The following is an 18,069-nucleotide window of genomic DNA, read 5'->3' as shown; positions in this document are numbered from 1 at the left end:
AATAGTTAATTTTCAGATGAAAGTCAATAATAAGCGATTACGTATCCCAAATTTAAAGTAGAGAATTAATTTAGTTATCATTAGACGGGGCACAGTATAGCGTGAATATGAGAATCAGAAAGGCGAGTACCCTCCTGGATCCTCGCCTCACGATTTCACATATGATTTCTATGCATAACGCCAATAACTTTCCCGTTAATGAATACATCATCTGCGTTCATTTGGATCGGTTCATAATTCGTATTTGCAGGGACTAAAAGAATAGTGTTTCCCATCGGCATATATTTCTTTATCGTGGCTTCTCCGTCAATCACAGCAATCACAATATCACCATTCGTTGCGGTCTGTTGCCGATGAACCAATACAAAATCGCCTGGTTCGATTCCGTCGTCAATCATGCTATCTCCTGTTACTTGTAAAACAAAAGTATCTTGTGCTTGAATTAACCAATCCTCTGGAACAGGTAAAGTATCACGATAATCTTCTATAGCAGACATTGGCAGACCAGCTGCAACATCACCTATGATCGGCACTTGAATCGGTTGATCCATTTCTTTAGCTAATCCGGTCGTTTGATCAATGATTTCTACCGTTTGCAGGTCATCTTTGTCTTGCAAATAATCATATTCTTTGTTTTTGCGCAAATCCGTATAGGTGCTTTTATATTTGGTTTCAGGCAAAAAGTGTGGCTGACATTTTGGTATATCATTGATTGGTTCACCATTTCGATCAATGATTGAGATATCTAGTCCATCCGTTGCGATTCCATAGCGAACATGATCAGACGTAGACATATAACTTTTCAATTGTTCCGTGGCGCTTGTAACCCCATTACCAAAGCTTTTCGTTTCAACAAAAATATACGGAATCTGCTCTCCGTCTACATGAATCATCACAGCAATGTCCACATAACCACGTTTTGAAAATTGTTGCACCCCGTATTCGATGCTCAGTACGTCCTTTGGATACTGATAGGTGTGAATGAGTTGATAGATCATCCATTGTCGAATGATTTCCTCTTTGGCATTGACATCCAACAATTGTTCGGAAAATTGATAATTTGATATCGCGATTTTTTGAAAAGGCCTTAATGATGCATCACGCTTGAACCGCAATTGATTAGGATTAATTTCTTTTAAAAATTTAGAAGGCTTTTTCACTGAACTCATATATAACAACTCATTGGCACGTGTCATTCCGACATATAGTAATTTCCGTTCTTCCGTATTCACTGTTTCTTCATCCTCGACATCAACTTGTGCCATATTCGGTAAGACGCCATCATCGAGATGAGCTAAGAAAATCGCTTTAAATTCTAACCCCTTAATCGAGTGCATAGTCACCAAGTTCACCGCTTCTTTTCCGAAATCAGGCTGTTTCTGATGCAAAATTTCTGTGGGAATCCCTTCGTTTTCAAGATTCATCGCAATATCTTCAATCAATCGTTTCTCTTTGGCTACGATGCAAATATCTTCTAAGCGATACTCTTGACGCAATTGATCAATTTCCTGTTTGAAAAATTGTATCTGCTCGTTATTCGTTAGGAAAAAGCGATAAATCGGTGCATGTCCATGGCGATCAATTAATGATGGCTTGACGAAATCGACATTTCCCATAATGTCTTCATCATGTTCGATTAAACCATACGCTGCTTTTGAAATCTCAGTGGTTGTTCGATAATTTTTAGTTAAAACACGAGCCTTACCGCTCATATCATATCCAATAGTGGTATAGGGTCTTCCTTTACCTAACCAGGAATGTGAATAAATGCTTTGGGTGTTATCAGCGACAAATGTAATAGAACCATATGACTTTTCATCATGAATGGTTTTTAGAAAATGTAGTTGGACTTTGGTTAAATCTTGACTCTCATCAATAATAATATGGGTGTAGGATGATTGATCAACTTCTTGCGCTTGCTGTAATGCAAGTAGATTCATCGTTTTAAAATCAACAAGTCCTTTAGCTTCTAATAACTCATCATATCGTTCTTTTAATTGATAGATAGCTTGTCTCGTCTTTGAATTCTTGGTCAATTTCTGTGGTGTGTTTCGGCCACCTGTTGACCGCCCAATTCGGTCGATTTGCTGATAAGACACTTCATCTGGAATACCGCAAGATTTGATCCAAGCAATTTCATCAAGCAAGAAGCTACTGTATTTTGGTGAAAGAATTTTAATATCAGCATATTCCTCTTTCAATTGCATAATGGCCTGCTGAATTGTTTTATATAAGGTTTGTTGATCAGCAATTTGACGTTTCAGCTGATGACGCTTTAAATAACGCATAAAGTAGCTGAACATCAGTTTATCGATAGTCTTAATCACGACATCGCTATCACCGCTTAACCATGCTTCAATATCGCCCTTTTCCTCATCTTCTAGCTTTTTATATTGATAGTGAATATAGTTTAATAAAGTTTTATTAAAAGTTACGAGTAAAATATTATCGTCATCTTCCATGCAATAGTGCATTTGCAGAAACGAGATTCTCCGAATAGCAACGGTTGTCTTACCAGAGCCAGCTACTCCTTTGATCAACATATGACCATTTGGCTCCAACTCTACAATTTTTCGTTGCTCAACATTTAACTTCATAATATGTACCTCCGATAACAACGTGCGATACTTTATACTCATTTTACCATAAATGGAATCAAGAAAAAGGGGGCGAATACGTTTATTTTTGATATAATGTGCTATGATTCGTGCATTTTTTAAGATAAGTAAAAATAAAATATTTCCATCATTGGTGATTGATTGGTTGGAATAGGCCAAAAGATGCGGTATAATTTAACTATATTATTTCACGAATTAACACTCGTTTGGAAAAAGGAAGTGCTAAGCACAATGAGATAGTTTTAAATTCGACATATATATTACCACATACTTCATTAAAATGAAAATTAGTATTCTTTATTCAAGAAAAGCGAGGTATTACATGCTTGGAGTTAAAAACCAATACTACTATAAATTTCTTAACGATGTATCCACCGAATTAGCATCGATTGCCATGGAATTAGAAAATAGTGTCTTCACAAGTCCAAGGACGATGCTCACTCATTCACGGACTTTCATTGAAGGTGTGGTGCAGCGAGTCATAAATATTGAAAAAATGTCTGATATAGGCTGTGACAGCTTAACAGATCGTTTGCATTTATTGAAAGCCAATGATTTAGTAACAGAAAAGCAATTACATGCACTGCATCAAATTAGAAAGTTTGGCAATGAGGCATCACACCAGACACGTCCTTTTCGTTATTTAGAAGCGTTAACTGTATGGGAATCACTTTACATTGTAATTCGATGGTTTGTAGAAGTGTATGCTTCCCCAGCTATAGAGGTGCCAGCTTATCAAGATCCTTCAACCAAACTGGATCATACGTATGATATTCAGGAGCTAGAATTCAGATTACAAGAGTTAGAAGATCGGTTAATTGATCGTTTTCAATCTCTATCAGACCTTGAACAAAATGAAGATCATACGATGGCACGAGAAGATGAACCGGTTCATGTACCTGGCGAGACAATTGTTCGAACGTTATATTTCAAGGATCAATCAATTGATATTCCTTATTTCTTAAGGGATGCTTTTTTATTACCTCAGCGTTTTGAGAATTCAGAGCGGTTTATGATTGCTTTAGGTGGTGCGCAACAAGCTCGTATTATGAGTGAATTGCCAGTATGTTTAGAAGGCATATCCTCGCATGTAAAAAGATATAACGAGACGAATGAACAAATGTTATTCGATGATCTCGTTACATTTATCGAACATGAGCGAATACGCCGAAAAATTATGCAAGATCGTCCTGGGGAGTTGTTCCTTTTCTTCCGTGAGGAATACATCATCATGACGGAGCGACTCGCATCGATTCCGTTAACCGAAGAGCATTTCACTGGATTTCCTGACTTTTTGCGGCAGTTAAAAGAAGACGGTATTGAATATGTGCGTCAATTACCACAAGAATTGTTAATTTTAGCGAAGTATGAACAGGTTGGAATCGGAAAAGTAGAAAAGTTATTTCGACAGCTACTCGGAAAATAGTCACTTTATATTGAATCACATCAAGGAGAGATAAATTTGTTATGTTCAAAATGTAATACCCAAAATCAAAGCGATAGTAAATTTTGCCGTCATTGCGGTAGTAATTTGGAACCAATAAGTGAACAAAATAAGCGCCGATTTACGTTTACGAACAAAAAGAGTTTAATGACGATATTTACAGTGGTTGTTGTATTAGTAGTCTCAACAGTCATCTTTCTTTATATCAATAATCCAATCAGACAATTCAAATCAGAAATTAGCTCGAATGACTACGCTGCAGCTAATACAGTCTATCAAGATCATATTAAAGGTAATACAGATGACGAAAACGCTGTGAACTCATTTTTACAAGACGAATTATCTAATATAAAAAATGACTATTTGAATGAGAGTATAGATTTTGATACGGCCATTACCAAATTAGAAACGATTGAAAAAACTGATTTAGTTTCGGATGAAGTCGATCAAATGAAAGATGATATAGAAGAACTTCATGGGTCCCGCATTGCTTATAAAAAAGGCTTGGAGCATGCGGATAGCGATCGATATATCGAAGCGATTCAATCTTTTGACAAAGTAATTGAGAAAGCCGTAAATTATGAATCAGCACAAGAAAAGATTGATGAATTAAGTGAAAATGCGAAAAGTAAAGCGATAAAAACGGCCGAGAATCATGCATCTGATGAAAAATTAGAAGAAGCAATTGCCGTTCTTGACGACGTACATGATGTATTACCAAACGATACAGATATTATTTCTAAAAAGGAAACGTATGAAGAAGAACTAGAAAAAAGAAAGCAAGCTGAACGTGAAAAGAAGATCAGACAAGCAAAAGAAGAACAAATCGTCACAGTAAATAGCACGCAAATCGTAGAACAATCAACTGACAACAAAATTCTATATCCTGATATGATTCAAGTCATCATGAAGAACATTTCCGACAAAACGATCAAAAGCGTTAAAGTCGGTATGTTAGGATTTGATGAAAATGGCTATCCAGTTAAAATTGAAGGAAACTATGATTTTTCAGGCGGTCAGTATGAATATATGGGATTCGCAGATAATGTTAACATAGTAGCGGGAGATACATTTGGTCATAATAGCGGTTGGGAACTCGCTGAGGAGCACAGCATCTCAGAAGTAATGTCATGTGTGAAAAACGTTACCTTTTATGACGGTTCCACTTGGACGAACCCTTATTACAAGTATTGGATCGAACAATATAAGGAGAAGCCACTATCTTAAAACAAGGCATTTTATTTTTTGTTTTTGATCAACTTTTCAAAGTTGATCATGTAAAGTTTCTATTTACTTAACCGACTTTCACAGTTTTTTTAGAAGGAGATGGACTCATTATGGATCTCATCGAAAATGCGATTAATTTTGCAGCAAAAGCGCATAAACATCAATCAAGAAAAGCCACTGATATCCCGTACATTTCCCATCCATTTGCAGTGGGCATGCTTTTACAAAAGGCGGATTGTTCTGATGAAGTAATTGCGGCTGGGATTTTACATGATACCCTTGAAGATACAGATGTGACATTTGAGCAATTAATAGAAACGTTTGGCGAACGAGTAGCATTTCTCGTACAAGCAGCATCTGAACAAGATAAGACTTTATCATGGGAACAAAGAAAAAAACATACAATTGATGCATTAGAGAGTGCATCTTTAGAAGAAATACAAGTTATTGTTGCCGATAAATTGAACAATCTACGTTCGATTCGGAGTGATTTTGAAGAGCAAGGCGATCAAATATGGCAACGATTCAAGCGGGGTAAACATGACCAGCATTGGTATTATGGCAATATCGTTCAAGCATTATCGAATAGAAAAGTAGAGTTTACGATGATCAATGAATTGGAACAAGAAGTGAAAGCTATTTTTGGTTCGCAAGCTATCTAAACGTATTGCGTATGGTTTGTACTAATCGCTAAGCTGGCTATACAAAAACGACCTTCCTTTATTTTCTATAATCTAACAAAGGAAGGTCTACAAAAAGGCAGAACTGTTGCATGAAGAAGGAGACTCACCTAAATGCCTCACGAACGAAAACCTATCTATCGTTCGAATCTCCTTCTTCTATGAAACGGTTTGTTTTGTGTTATTTAAGAAAAACAATAATTCATCATATCGTGCTTTGGCTTCTTCGTATCCTTGTATATATAATTCCTCAAGTTTGTTATGATTTTTGTCAATTCGGCTAACGGTCAAAGGTTGTTCCGGTTGGAAGATGAACACACGATTTTCTTTCACCAATTCTTCAAGCATGGCCATCGTTTGATTATATTTATTATGGCGATATAACAATGTCCGAACAAAATCAGGCTTTTCTTTAAATACGGTTTGAAATAACCATTTTAATTTGGTCGGTTTTTTTACATATCCTTTATTTCGGGTTAATATAACGACATGCTTCTGATATCCTTTGTCTATCGAAGGTTGGATAGGGATAGGATCTGAAATGCCACCATCCATCAGTTTTTTCTGATTATATAATACCCCCTTCGATAAAATAGGTAATGAACTGGATGCTTGAATAATTTTTAATAAATCTTGCTCTGTTCGAAACTGATCAAAATAAATCGTATTGCCATCATATAAATTCGTCGTTCCGATAACGAAGGATTTTGCAGATGTAGAAAAAGACTCAAAATCGAGTGGTACGATTTGATTCGGAATTTGATTGAAAATATAATCCATATTAAATAATTCTTTCTCAAGAATCATCCGTTTAAAAGATATTGATTCCTTGTTTTTTAATAATTCTTGTAAAATTTTATGGTTGCGGCCTCGTTGATTGGCTACATACGAGCTACCAATCAGTGCACCAGAAGAAGCGGTTGAAACAAGAGGAAAGTCGAGTTGCTGATCATGAAAGAAGTCTAGCACACCACACGTATATGCTCCTCTCATGCCGCCACCTTCTAAAATAAGTCCTGTATCGTCAATCATTCGTTCACACGTCCTTATCTCTCACAGCTATCAAAAAATCTATCATTATAAAATGAGTGCTTATGCATAAAAACTTTGCATCGGAAATTATATGTCCTCATTCGCCATCCGATCTAAAAGGAGTCATTATGGACTAGAATACATGAAACATATTAACTGGTAAAATATTTCGCTTATTTCCTATAATCTCTAGTATTTAATATGAAATGACACTTCGTAAATAGAATGATAAAATAGAACTAATGTCGAATGCGTGATCCCCATGAACGATCGATTCGTTATAACCATGGATCTGGAAAGGTAATGTGATAAATGCACACCATCGAAGAGATACAACAAGAATACATAAAACATATTTTAACAGGTCAATTGCATGAAACCGATATGTTTATAAATCATGTATTAGAAGAAGACTTCCCCGTTATTGATGTTTATGTTGCTATTACGTGCGCGATGTATGAAATAGGTGAGATGTGGAATCGTAATCAAATTTCAGTCGCGGATGAGCATATTGCAACAGCTATTTCACAATTTATTTTAACGAAAATGGCTTCTACATCATTGAAGCATGTGTCTGATCATCATAAGCAAGTGGCCATATTTTCAATTGAAACGAATCAACATTATTTAGGCATACAAATTGTACAAAATATTTTTAGAGAATTTGGGTATCAAACAACTTTCTTTGGCCCTGATGTTCCCAATCAAGATATTCTTCCTGCACTCGTCAATATGCAACCACATTATATTGCATTTTCTATTACATTGGCTTCACAAGTATCGTATGCTCAACATTTGATACATGCGATTCGAAATGAGCCAACATTAATAAATAGTAAAATCATGATCGGTGGATATGTTTTTCATCAAGATCCATTATTTATTCAAATGATGGACGTTGATTATTTCTTTTGGAATGCATATGATCTGTATGAGTGGCTGGATGTGAAGACGAATGGTCAAGGAGAATTGTCATGCCAAAAGATTTAATGAACCATTTATTGACGGTTATAGAGGAGACAGGTATTTTATTTGTTGATATCACGCCAACTGGTGAAATTATAGATGGGTATGGAGACGGGCTCAGTAACTGTCATCATATGTATGAGTTCATTGATCAACGGTCAAAAGAGCGTCTTCAATCAATTATTGCTAGTGATGAAACGTCGGGTGTGTCTGATGTGTATGTAAAAACGAACGATACGGCGTCTCCTTACTTATTACATTATATTCAGGATCAAAATCTATCTCTATTATTAGTGCCATATCCAGATTCTTATATGAAGTCGATTTCATCTTTAATGGATACGAATCGAAAGTTATCACAGTTATTTGAAGAAAAAGCGCAACTCGAACATCAATTGCAAAGCCAAATGGAAGAATTACGGATGAATAGTATTACCGACTCACTCACTGGATTGTATAATCGCGAATATTTATATGAATATATTTTTGAAGTGATCGACGAAGCGCAATGGGAACGACTTACTTTTATTATGATTGATTTTAATCAATTTAAGCTAGTGAATGATTCTTATGGTCATAAGCAAGGTGATCAACTCTTAAGGAATTTTGCGGAGATCATTACACCTTACTTCACACATACTTTTAGGTTCGGTGGAGATGAATTTGTGATCGTGACGATGGACTTAAACGAGAATGATTATGATAAATATTTCGAACAAATCAATGAAGAGTTTCAAAAGTGTAGTCGAATCGCCTCATTGTCTTATGGCAAGACCTCAATTTCGAAGCAAGAAGCACAACATATTGAATCAGAAGAAGATATTGACCGAATTATCACTCGTGCTGATAAAAAGATGTATGAAAATAAACGGAAACGTTGATCCGTAGTTAAAAAGAATTTGCCATTTCATAAACATTTAGAGGTGGGATCGGAATTTTTTAAATTTTTATTGAAACTTACTTCAGTTTTGTACGTATTCATAACTGGATATAACGTGAATATTATATCGACTGTATAATTTTTGCCAAATGTTTCAAATTCATTTATCATGAGATTTGTGCGTGAATTTTTAAGTAGAAATGGAGGAGTTATATATGATGAGTAAAAAGCGTTGGCTAGCACTGTTGGTGGCAATCGGTTTGTTCGTTGCTTCGATTGGTGTTCAAGCATTGTCGAGTATGGCTTCGGCAGATTTTTCTGAGATGTTTAGCACAACTTCAGATGATGGTATTAGCGAAAAGGTAGTGGAAACTGGGTCCAGTTTAGATAAAATTGCTGTGCTTCACTTAAATGGTGTGATTCAAAACACAACATCGAGTTCTGTGCTGAATACGAGCGCATATAGTCACCGAACGTTTTTAGATAAGTTAGAAAAAGCAGGAGAAGACAATAGCGTGAAAGGCATTATTCTGCGAGTGAACACACCAGGTGGTGGTGTTGTAGAAAGTGCCGAAATCCATGACAAAATTGTAGAGATTAAAGAAGAATACGAAAAGCCTGTTTATGTGTCAATGGGGAATACCGCGGCATCTGGCGGGTATTATGTGTCTGCGCCTGCTGATAAGATCGTAGCACATAACGCTACACTTACTGGTTCCATCGGTGTGATTATGCAAAACTATAATTTTGCTGAATTAGCTGACCAACTAGGTATTGACATGAATACGATTAAGAGTGGTGAGCACAAAGATATCCTGTCAACTTTTCGCGATATGACGGATGAAGAACGCGATATCTTACAGTCGATGATTGATGACATGTATGATGATTTTGTGCAAGTTATTGTTGATGGTAGAGATATGACTCAAGAACGTGTACGCGAATTAGGTGACGGAAGAGTATATACTGGTTCACAAGCGCAAGAAAATGGATTAGTTGACGAATTGGGAAGCTTAGAAGATACGATTGCGATGATGAAAGAAGATAATGAGTTAGGAAATGCGAAAGTCGTAGAATATGAAAAAGGCATCGGTTTCGGTCAAATGTTAGGTGGATCTGTACAGAGTATGTTCCAGTCAAAAGTAGATTTAACGGGTGTTAAAGAATTATTACAACAATCGAATGCGCCACGTGCCATGTATTTATATTCAAAATAAGGGAGGTGTCAGTATGATGGAAGAACATGCGGATTATGCGACAACAAATGTCAATGAAATTCGATATGCTGGTTTTTGGATGCGATTTTGGGCGTACCTTGTTGATTTAATCATCGTATCGAGCGTAAGTGGTATTTTGCTCATTCCATTTAAATTTATCGAAGATGGCTTTAGTATGGATGTTGGTTTTTGGACGGTTACCGGGATTATTGGTTCTGTCATCTTCTATCTGTATTTCTTATTGATGACGAAGTTTTTCCAACAAACCTTAGGGAAGATGATCTTTGGATTAAAAGTGATTCGCCATGATACAAAGCCGTTACGATGGAGTGATTTACTCATTCGTGAATTGGTTGGAAGATTTATTCATCGTGTTTTTGGATTTCTGTTTATACTGTACGCCTGTGTCGCTTTTACTACAGAAAAACAAGGCATTCATGACCTGTTTAGTGATACACGTGTAATTTATGAGCGGTAAACGGAAGAGGGAAGCTTCGATGTAATGTATTACTGGGAAAGAAAGGCTTTGCAAAGCTTACATTTCCCAGTAATTTTTATATTAGCAGGAAAAGTTTTAATTGATCGAAGCGATTTCCTAGTATTCCGTAAATTACCGGGAAAATTCATAAATCATCTGGAAGATTTCCCGATAATTTCTCTTTTATTTATACATACCCATAATCGTCTAGTTGTAATACGGTTTTCTTTCCGGTTAAATAGCTGCTACTTCCCTCCCAATGACAGGTCCTACCGTTAACCCTGTTGATCCCAATCCATTAACTGCGAAAATATTCTCTTGCACAAAACCGATAAACGGTAAGTTGTCTCTTGTAAACGGGCGTAATCCGACGGCAATGGATTGATCTTGCACGTGACTATCTGGAAAATACCGCTCTGCTTCGGTGTGTAAGTATTGCTGATTTTCTTCTGACGGTGTCGTCGAAAAATCCGTTGTGTCTTCATGTGTAGTCCCAATCGCATATTGATTGCTTCCCGTTTCTACGATATACATCGGTCCTAAGCCCATAACAATAGGTACGTTAGGATGTGTACTTGTTTCATCAAGTGATAAGTGTAGGAGTTCCGCGCGTTGATGGCGGACAGCCGGCTCTTGATCGATTTCAGTCGCCCAAGCACCAGCTGTATAAATGACAGTGCCTTCGCAATGCTCTGGATGGACATCCTGTTGTATCCACTTCCCGCCATGCATTTGAATACCTACTTTCAAAGCGTTAAGTAAATCATGGCCGTTGATTTGACCGCCACCTTCAACAAAGACTGCTGGATAAGCGGTTGTCAGATGCGGATGCATTTGTTTGACTTCATCCTTAGTCATTTTTCGCACATCACCCATTTCTGGTGAATCATCCTGTTTAGCAGCAATACGTTCATAGGCTAACTGTTGAATGCGCTCATCTTTAAATAGGTTAATCGCACCATTTCGTTTATATCCCGTTGTTTGTTCTGTAAGATTTTCTAGTTCATCGATAAATTCAGGATAGTAACGCGCACCTTCTTGTACGAGGCGATACCATTTTTTGTTGCGACGTTGACTCACCCACGGACAAATGATCCCGGCAGATGCAGTTGTCGCTTGTCCTTCATCAAAACGGTCATATATCGTAACGGAGTGTCCGAATTCTGCTAAGTGATAGGCAATGGAAGCTCCTGCGACACCTCCGCCAATGATCGTAAAAGTTTTCATGTAATCCCTCCGATATCTTATTATAGCGTAATTGAAGGATGAAACGAAATTAAAATTTTAGCTAAGAAAAAAGTTTAAAATTATTTAAATGATTCTGAAAATAGTTTATAATCTGTGAATATGCTTTATATAGAAAGGGTGATATCATGAAAGGATTAGAAAGAGTTAGTAGTTTTGTAGGAAGTACCTTTGCCATTTGGGTTTTGCTATTTGCGGTCTTATCATTCCTTATACCTTCAGGTTTTACATGGATAGCAGACTATATTACCCCGCTATTAGGTATCATTATGTTTGGTATGGGGCTAACGTTATCGGCAAGTGATTTCAAAGAGGCATTCAAACGACCAAAAGAAGTAGCGATTGGTGTAGTCGGTCAGTTCTTAATTATGCCATTACTAGCGTTTGCATTAGTAACCATTTTGCCTGTTTCTACTGAGGTAGCGGTTGGCGTTATCCTCGTTGGTTGTTGTCCAGGTGGAACTTCTTCCAATGTCATGACGTATTTATCAAAAGGTGATACAGCATTATCCGTTTCGATCACAGCAGTATCTACCGTTTTAGCACCGTTTGTGACACCAGCACTTATTTACTTATTTGCGAGTCAATGGATTGAAGTATCTGCAAGTTCATTATTCGTTTCCATTGTACAAATCGTATTACTTCCAATTTTATTAGGACTACTTGTTCAAGCATTGTTGAAAGATAAGGTAGAAGCAGGAAGAAAGGCGATTCCGTTAGTTTCTGTTATCGGAATTGTCGCTATTGTTGCAGCGGTTGTCAGCGTCAATCAAGAACAAATTGCAGAGACTGGATTATTCATTTTCTTAATCGTTGTACTTCATAATGGTTTAGGTTATCTCGTAGGTATTGGATTAGGGAAACTTATGAAAATGCAACCAAAGCAACAAAAAGCAGTATCGATCGAAGTCGGTATGCAAAACTCAGGACTTGGCGCATCACTTGCCACTGATCATTTTAGTGCTTTAGCAGCTGTGCCAAGTGCGATATTTAGCGTTTGGCACAATATTTCAGGTCCAATCATCGCAACAATTTATCGTAAACTGCAAGAAAAACAAGAAAATCAGTCATGATAGAAAAAGAGATCAGATGCTTACGCCAGTTTTTGGCGATAAGATCTGATCTCTTTTATTCTCGACTTTTGGAGGTTTATTCTCAAGTTTCAGATATTTATTCTCAACTTTGGTGCTTTTATTCTCAAGTTATGGGAATTTATTCTCGACTTTGGTACTTTTATTCTCAACTTCGAGCAGTTTATTCTCAACTTTCTTAAAACGATTAAAAAGGGATGCCATATACAGACATCCCTCGATTAACATTATTCTTTGCTTTTCTTCCGATTGATGAAAAATAATCCAGCACCTATGAATAGGACGAACAAACCTAGGATAAGCCAATTAAATGTATTCGTCGCTGTGTCAGGAAGCTCTTCATTATCCTCGTTATGACGTTCTGATTCATCTTTTGTGGATTCTTCATTTGTATCAGCATCGGGTTGATGATCGTTTGATTGATTGTCCTCATTTTGTTCGTTGTTGCTATCATTATTTTCTGATTTGTCCTGATCGGTGGTGTCATTTTCGTCTTCATCTTCTTCCGGGGGTGAATGATCATTATCATCGTCATCTGGTTCGGTCGTTTCATACTGAGCCATAAATGCATTGAATGTATCCCAAATGTTACCCCATAGGATATGACCTGCTTCGTCTCTTTCAACATTAGTAATCGCGGTCAATGTTTCAATCAATTCGCTGTTTAATGAATCACCCGATTGGTTGGCGGTGTTTGAGCATCATACATAAAGTTATGACTTGCCTTTAATCGAGATGGATATTCATCTTGTTGTTCGCTTTCATCAGTATGAAATGATACAAAACCGTCGATTGAAAAATCTTCTTCAATTGTATTATAAGTGGTGAAACTTAAGTTACCTCCAGCGTTATCAAAACTGTAGTTGTTTTCTGCAATGATTCCGGGGTTGCTATTGCTCGTGAATCCAACGGCACCATTTTCAAAAGCGACACTATTTTTGATGACATGTGGTACATGAATGCCTTCACCGCCAAGTTTGAAACCATTTTTATCGCCAGAACCTTCTGTCCCATCTGTTAAAAATCCATTTTGATAGGCGATACTATTTTCAATTGTAACGGCACCAATCGCACCAGAACCAACTTTTGTATATAGATCCCAACCGTCATCAATGTTATTGTGTGCTACTGTACCCCTAAAGACGTTGCCAACTCCGGTAGTTAATTTTGCAGCAAAACCATCTGCGTTGTTCTCAGACGGGTCACGGTTATCGAAAGAGATGCTATTTAAAACCAAATTGTAGGATGGCCAATCCTCGATCTGATCTGCATTGTCGGTACGGCTAATCTGAATACCTGTATCACCATGTTCGTATGCGGCAATGTTTTCAACAATATTATGATCGCCGCCAATTGTATAACCTTTTGTGTTGCCTGCTGATCGAGCAAAATCAATGCCTTTCACATGCCAGTAATTCCCACTATGGATGACACCTTCTGACTGTTTATCAAAGTCAATCAGAGGTCTCGTTTCAGCATTTGGATCAGCCATTAAATATTTCATCGCATCTTCTGTCCCATCATTATATTTTTTAATGCGTAGTGGCGAGCTTCGAAGATACTTTCCTTCTTGGACAATAATAGTTTGCCCCTTTTTCACAAATTCAATGGCTGTATCTAGATCAAGTGGATTATCCTTAGATCCATCACCATGGCTGGTTCCATCAGGAGAAACATAGATATTTCCATCATCAGCTGCATACGTTTGATGGGTTACGGTAAAGTTACGCACGATTTGGCTATTATCTGTGAGCGATTGTGTGTCATCTGGGAGGAACACAAGACTAAAATTTGTATCCTGTTCTTTTTCTATTGTTGTTGAAATTTGATATGTTTCTCCTGCTTGAATGACATCATCTTCTGCAATGATTTCTTGTCCTTTCTTCACAGTAAGTGTGCCATCAACATTTGCTTCCGCTAGTAAACGATAATCAGTATCTGATGTCTTATCTAATGATAAAATATCAAAAGAAGGTGACACAGGCTCTTCTGGCGGCGTGACTTTTGGTGCATCTGTTTCAGCTGCGCTAACGCTAAAATCAACATTACTAACTTCAATCGTAGCTACACGAGCAGTGTAAAAACCTACATATAACTTGTCATTTTGTACATTAAGGATTTCTGGTTCAAAAATGATTTTTTCTTCGCCGTCATTTAATTGTCCAGTGAAACCACTATTCGTTTTCGCTAGGGTTAGGCGATAGTTTTCGACAGTATTTTCAGCAGTTGGCTTTTCGTTTTGTAGCATTTTCTTTTGAATGCCTTGACTACCTTCACCATCGGAAGATTGAACGCCAGTCCGAACAAATAATTGCGTGCCGTTATCATCTTTGGTTCCACCGCTATATCCACCGATAGCTGCGATATTTGAAGCGAAAACAGATGAGTCCCCATCTGTACCGATCGCATCTCTTGCCATGATGCCAAAGGATTCTTGCCCGTCATGTGGTGATTTGGCATATTCTATCACCTGTATATCAGCAGATAAAACGAAATTATCTTTTTCCGCATCAATTTCTGTGTAATAGTAGGTAATTCCATCGTGATCACCAGTAATTTTACCAGCCCCGTCTTTCGCTGCAATTTTGACTGTTTCTGCATTATCTGAGAATGTAATGGTGTTATCATCATGTGATGTAGACTGGCCGAATCGTATTTCGTTCCATTCATAGTTTATTTCTTCTCTAACGGTAACTGAATAAGTAATAGGGGAGACGTCCAAATCGTTCGGTTGAATTGTAATGTCGTAAATACCTGGTGTTGTTGGATCAAATTCAGATGCATCTACTATATATGCTGATTCGTTCAGTAATTCCTTTTCACCGTTGTCAAAAACTTTTGAAACCTTAAGATTATCATAACTAAAAGCTTCACCAGTAGAAAAAGTAGTTTGTGGATAGTTGGTGACCTCTAAGTTTTGAAGTTCCCTCTCTTTCACATTAATGGTAAAAGTGGCTATCTCACCTTTATACGTGACTTTGATGTCTTGTTCGCCGGTTGTCGTTGAATCAAATCCCGATACATCATAATCGTCTGATGCTAACCGTACATCATTTGAATCACTGTAGGTTGCATAAACACTGATACCAGATAAATCGAGTTCATCCTCTAGAAAGTAAGTTTGTTTCGTAGGTTCTTGACGAATATCAAGACCTGTAATATGCGCGTCGTTTACGTTAACGTTGAAAGTAGTTGTTTTTTCAGGTGTTTCGGTTGATGTTACGGTTACTGTCTTGGTTCCTGCTCTTTCAAAAATATGATCTTCGTTTAAAATTTCACCAGCAATTGATAACTGATATAAATCGTCTGAAAGTTCCCTCGTTTGATAGCCATTATTATATTCGGCGGTAATGACTAATCCTTGGGGATCAAATGCTTCGTCTTTGTAATAGCTTGTTTTTGCTGGATAATATTTGACTTGTAGATCGGTAACAGTTAATGGAACAATATCTACATCAAATGTCGTCGTGATACCGTTATAATGAATCGTCAATGTGTTTGTTCCCGCTTTACTACTGTCAAAACCAGTAACGATATAGTCAGAAGAGCTAAGTGAGTCTGTTGATCCATCTTCGTAGGTAGCAGTTACATTCAAACCAGATAGATCTAATTCTTCGCCAATTAAATATTCTGATTTTTCCATGTTACTCGCGTCAACCGAAAGATCGCTTACGTTTTTTGAAACATGAATAGAAAAATCGCTGAAGGTAACTGTAGCCCCTCTCGCAACAAAAATCCCTGCGTATACTTCATCTGTAAATAAATTTTCGGCATTGATTGTCTCACTATCACCATTAGAGGTAACAACATACGTATCTCCAGACTTTTTAATCGAGAGATTGTACACCTCGCCACCAGCAGGCACGCTATTATTTGAATATGGATCAAGTTTTTGTCGGCTATCTTCTTTGTAAAATCCCTTCATCTCTTGATCGAGTGCGCCAACAGACACATATGATGATTCATGGCCACTTGAATCACGATGTTGACCAATTTCGTCGCGTAACATTAATCCGAAAGAAACTTGACTATCGCTTTGGTCAAAATCTTCAACTGTTGCTTTTGTTGTTATTTCAAAGTTTGCATCGGTCGGCAATGCTTTGTGTAAGTATGAAATTCCATCAACTGAACTTGAAATTTTTCCACCATTTGCTTCAATTGTGACGGAATCATTGGAATGGAAGGTAGGATCAGGGTTTTTCTCATCTCCTGTGTTTGAACCAAATACGCTGAAATCTAAGTTGCGAATGCTTTGTTGATCATCATTATTTTCTTCAGCATTACTATTGGCTGAAACTGTTGTGAACTGTAGATTGGCTAACAATAAAACAAAAATACTGATGATAGCTAACATACGTTGATATGTTTTCAATATTGTTCCTCCTTTTGAATGGCGTAGTTTCAATTAACGTAAACAACAAACCTCCTTTCTTTAAAATATGTGTATAGATAACAACGTTGTTAAAATTGACAACGTGTTAACTAACGTGTAGGACGCAATAAAACCGACTCTTTAAGTGTTTGACTTGTTGCATTTTTTCAGTACAGTTCATAAATGGTGTGAATCAAAGGTAGGTAAAACAATGAGGTTATAACAACGTTGTTACTTCAAGAAAAAATAATAAGGAATATTCTTGTTGAGGGAAAAGTGTTCATTAATAATTGTAAACGGATACATAAAGAAAGTCAATGATTGCATTCGTCTATGACTTTATCTTTCATTGGAGATTTAATTACTACGAGAATACTTGTTCGTTTTTGTTATGTTATAATTGAAGAGGATAATGTTCTATTACGGTATGGTCGGCTAATCCCCAAAAGGAAGGGGGTGATGCCTATGAGTATATATCAAAGTTTTATGGTGCTATTTTCATTTGGCACTTTTTTGATTGCATTACTCGCATTGATCGTTTCGTTGATCAATAGGAAATAGACCTCCCTATTAACCGTCAAAGTGAGTAGGAGAGGTCTATCAGCATTTTGATAGCCGATCCCTCTAGGGGGGACCGCTTATCCATAATCCGTAGTGACCGCTACGGGTTATATTATATGTATTTCTTATCTTTAGTATAACACAATCTTGAATGACTTGTGAATGTTTACGTGAGTGTTTTGTAGAGAAGAAGAAGTATTTGAATCAAAGAATGAATGGGTTATCAGGTGTACGGGATCTGTATGAAAACGTCGACTC

At 37.1% G+C, this 18,069-nt stretch carries 14 protein-coding genes; 9 read left to right on the top strand and 5 right to left on the bottom strand.

Features of this window, described 5'->3' with window-relative positions; genetic code table 11:
• Positions 1 to 155: 155 nt before the first annotated feature.
• Positions 156 to 2,597, bottom strand: coding sequence for a transcriptional repressor LexA (lexA, locus tag J416_RS05885; protein ID WP_003466689.1), 2,442 nt, complete (start codon positions 2,595 to 2,597; stop codon positions 156 to 158).
• A 343-nt stretch (positions 2,598 to 2,940) separates the two neighbouring features.
• Here lexA and J416_RS05880 point away from each other — a divergent pair, with 343 nt between their 5' ends.
• The 3 genes from J416_RS05880 (at position 2,941) to J416_RS05870 (ending at position 5,951) form a co-directional block, all read left to right on the top strand.
• Positions 2,941 to 4,044 (top strand): DUF4145 domain-containing protein, encoded by a 1,104-nt coding sequence (locus J416_RS05880; RefSeq protein ID WP_003466684.1) that lies wholly within the window; start codon positions 2,941 to 2,943, stop codon positions 4,042 to 4,044.
• Positions 4,045 to 4,080: 36 nt separating this feature from the next.
• On the top strand, positions 4,081 to 5,289 hold the full coding sequence (locus tag J416_RS05875; protein ID WP_003466683.1) for a DUF5780 domain-containing protein: 1,209 nt from the start codon (positions 4,081 to 4,083) through the stop codon (positions 5,287 to 5,289).
• A 110-nt stretch (positions 5,290 to 5,399) separates the two neighbouring features.
• Entirely contained in the window at positions 5,400 to 5,951 is a 552-nt protein-coding gene (locus J416_RS05870) for an HD domain-containing protein (RefSeq protein WP_003466681.1), read from the top strand.
• A 177-nt stretch (positions 5,952 to 6,128) separates the two neighbouring features.
• Here the strand turns inward: J416_RS05870 and J416_RS05865 are convergent, their stop codons facing one another.
• The gene (locus J416_RS05865) at positions 6,129 to 7,001 is read right to left on the bottom strand and encodes a patatin-like phospholipase family protein (RefSeq protein WP_003466680.1); all 873 of its coding nucleotides are present in this window, start codon (positions 6,999 to 7,001) and stop codon (positions 6,129 to 6,131) included.
• 312 nt (positions 7,002 to 7,313) lie between these two features.
• Here J416_RS05865 and J416_RS05860 point away from each other — a divergent pair, with 312 nt between their 5' ends.
• The 4 genes from J416_RS05860 to J416_RS05845 all read left to right on the top strand — a co-directional run bounded on the left by J416_RS05860 (position 7,314) and on the right by J416_RS05845 (position 10,542).
• A complete protein-coding gene (locus J416_RS05860) occupies positions 7,314 to 7,991 on the top strand; it encodes a cobalamin B12-binding domain-containing protein (protein WP_003466674.1) in 678 nt (225 codons plus the stop codon).
• Positions 7,976 to 8,848 carry a GGDEF domain-containing protein gene (locus J416_RS15060; RefSeq protein ID WP_003466671.1) on the top strand — a complete coding sequence of 291 codons (873 nt, stop codon included), beginning with the start codon at positions 7,976 to 7,978 and terminating at the stop codon, positions 8,846 to 8,848. The genes J416_RS05860 and J416_RS15060 overlap by 16 nt, the downstream gene beginning before the upstream one ends.
• 217 nt (positions 8,849 to 9,065) lie before the next feature.
• The gene (gene sppA / locus J416_RS05850) at positions 9,066 to 10,064 is read left to right on the top strand and encodes a signal peptide peptidase SppA (protein WP_003466668.1); all 999 of its coding nucleotides are present in this window, start codon (positions 9,066 to 9,068) and stop codon (positions 10,062 to 10,064) included.
• Between the two features lie 13 nt (positions 10,065 to 10,077).
• Complete coding sequence (locus tag J416_RS05845; protein WP_003466666.1) at positions 10,078 to 10,542, top strand: RDD family protein; 465 nt, start codon at positions 10,078 to 10,080, stop codon at positions 10,540 to 10,542.
• A 234-nt stretch (positions 10,543 to 10,776) separates the two neighbouring features.
• On the opposite strand, the gene J416_RS05840 is transcribed toward J416_RS05845, so the two are convergent.
• Positions 10,777 to 11,769, bottom strand: a complete 993-nt coding sequence (locus tag J416_RS05840; protein ID WP_003466664.1) for an NAD(P)/FAD-dependent oxidoreductase — start codon at positions 11,767 to 11,769, stop codon at positions 10,777 to 10,779.
• Positions 11,770 to 11,915: 146 nt separating this feature from the next.
• Here J416_RS05840 and J416_RS05835 point away from each other — a divergent pair, with 146 nt between their 5' ends.
• The gene (locus J416_RS05835; RefSeq protein ID WP_003466662.1) at positions 11,916 to 12,860 is read left to right on the top strand and encodes a bile acid:sodium symporter family protein; all 945 of its coding nucleotides are present in this window, start codon (positions 11,916 to 11,918) and stop codon (positions 12,858 to 12,860) included.
• A 245-nt stretch (positions 12,861 to 13,105) separates the two neighbouring features.
• Here the strand turns inward: J416_RS05835 and J416_RS15705 are convergent, their stop codons facing one another.
• The gene (locus J416_RS15705; RefSeq protein ID WP_169331761.1) at positions 13,106 to 13,441 is read right to left on the bottom strand and encodes an LPXTG cell wall anchor domain-containing protein; all 336 of its coding nucleotides are present in this window, start codon (positions 13,439 to 13,441) and stop codon (positions 13,106 to 13,108) included.
• A 101-nt stretch (positions 13,442 to 13,542) separates the two neighbouring features.
• On the bottom strand, positions 13,543 to 17,250 hold the full coding sequence (locus tag J416_RS05830) for a bacterial Ig-like domain-containing protein (RefSeq protein WP_003466659.1): 3,708 nt from the start codon (positions 17,248 to 17,250) through the stop codon (positions 13,543 to 13,545).
• A gap of 465 nt (positions 17,251 to 17,715) precedes the next feature.
• Here J416_RS05830 and J416_RS16180 point away from each other — a divergent pair, with 465 nt between their 5' ends.
• Positions 17,716 to 17,811, top strand: coding sequence for a putative holin-like toxin (locus J416_RS16180; RefSeq protein ID WP_003466658.1), 96 nt, complete (start codon positions 17,716 to 17,718; stop codon positions 17,809 to 17,811).
• The last annotated feature ends 258 nt before the right edge of the window (positions 17,812 to 18,069 follow it).

Origin of the sequence: Gracilibacillus halophilus YIM-C55.5 (assembly GCF_000359605.1) — a bacterium.
GTDB lineage: Bacteria > Bacillota > Bacilli > Bacillales > Amphibacillaceae > Gracilibacillus > Gracilibacillus halophilus.
The sequence above is the reverse complement of the archived record's forward strand: the minus strand, read 5'-3'. Positions and strand labels throughout refer to the sequence as shown.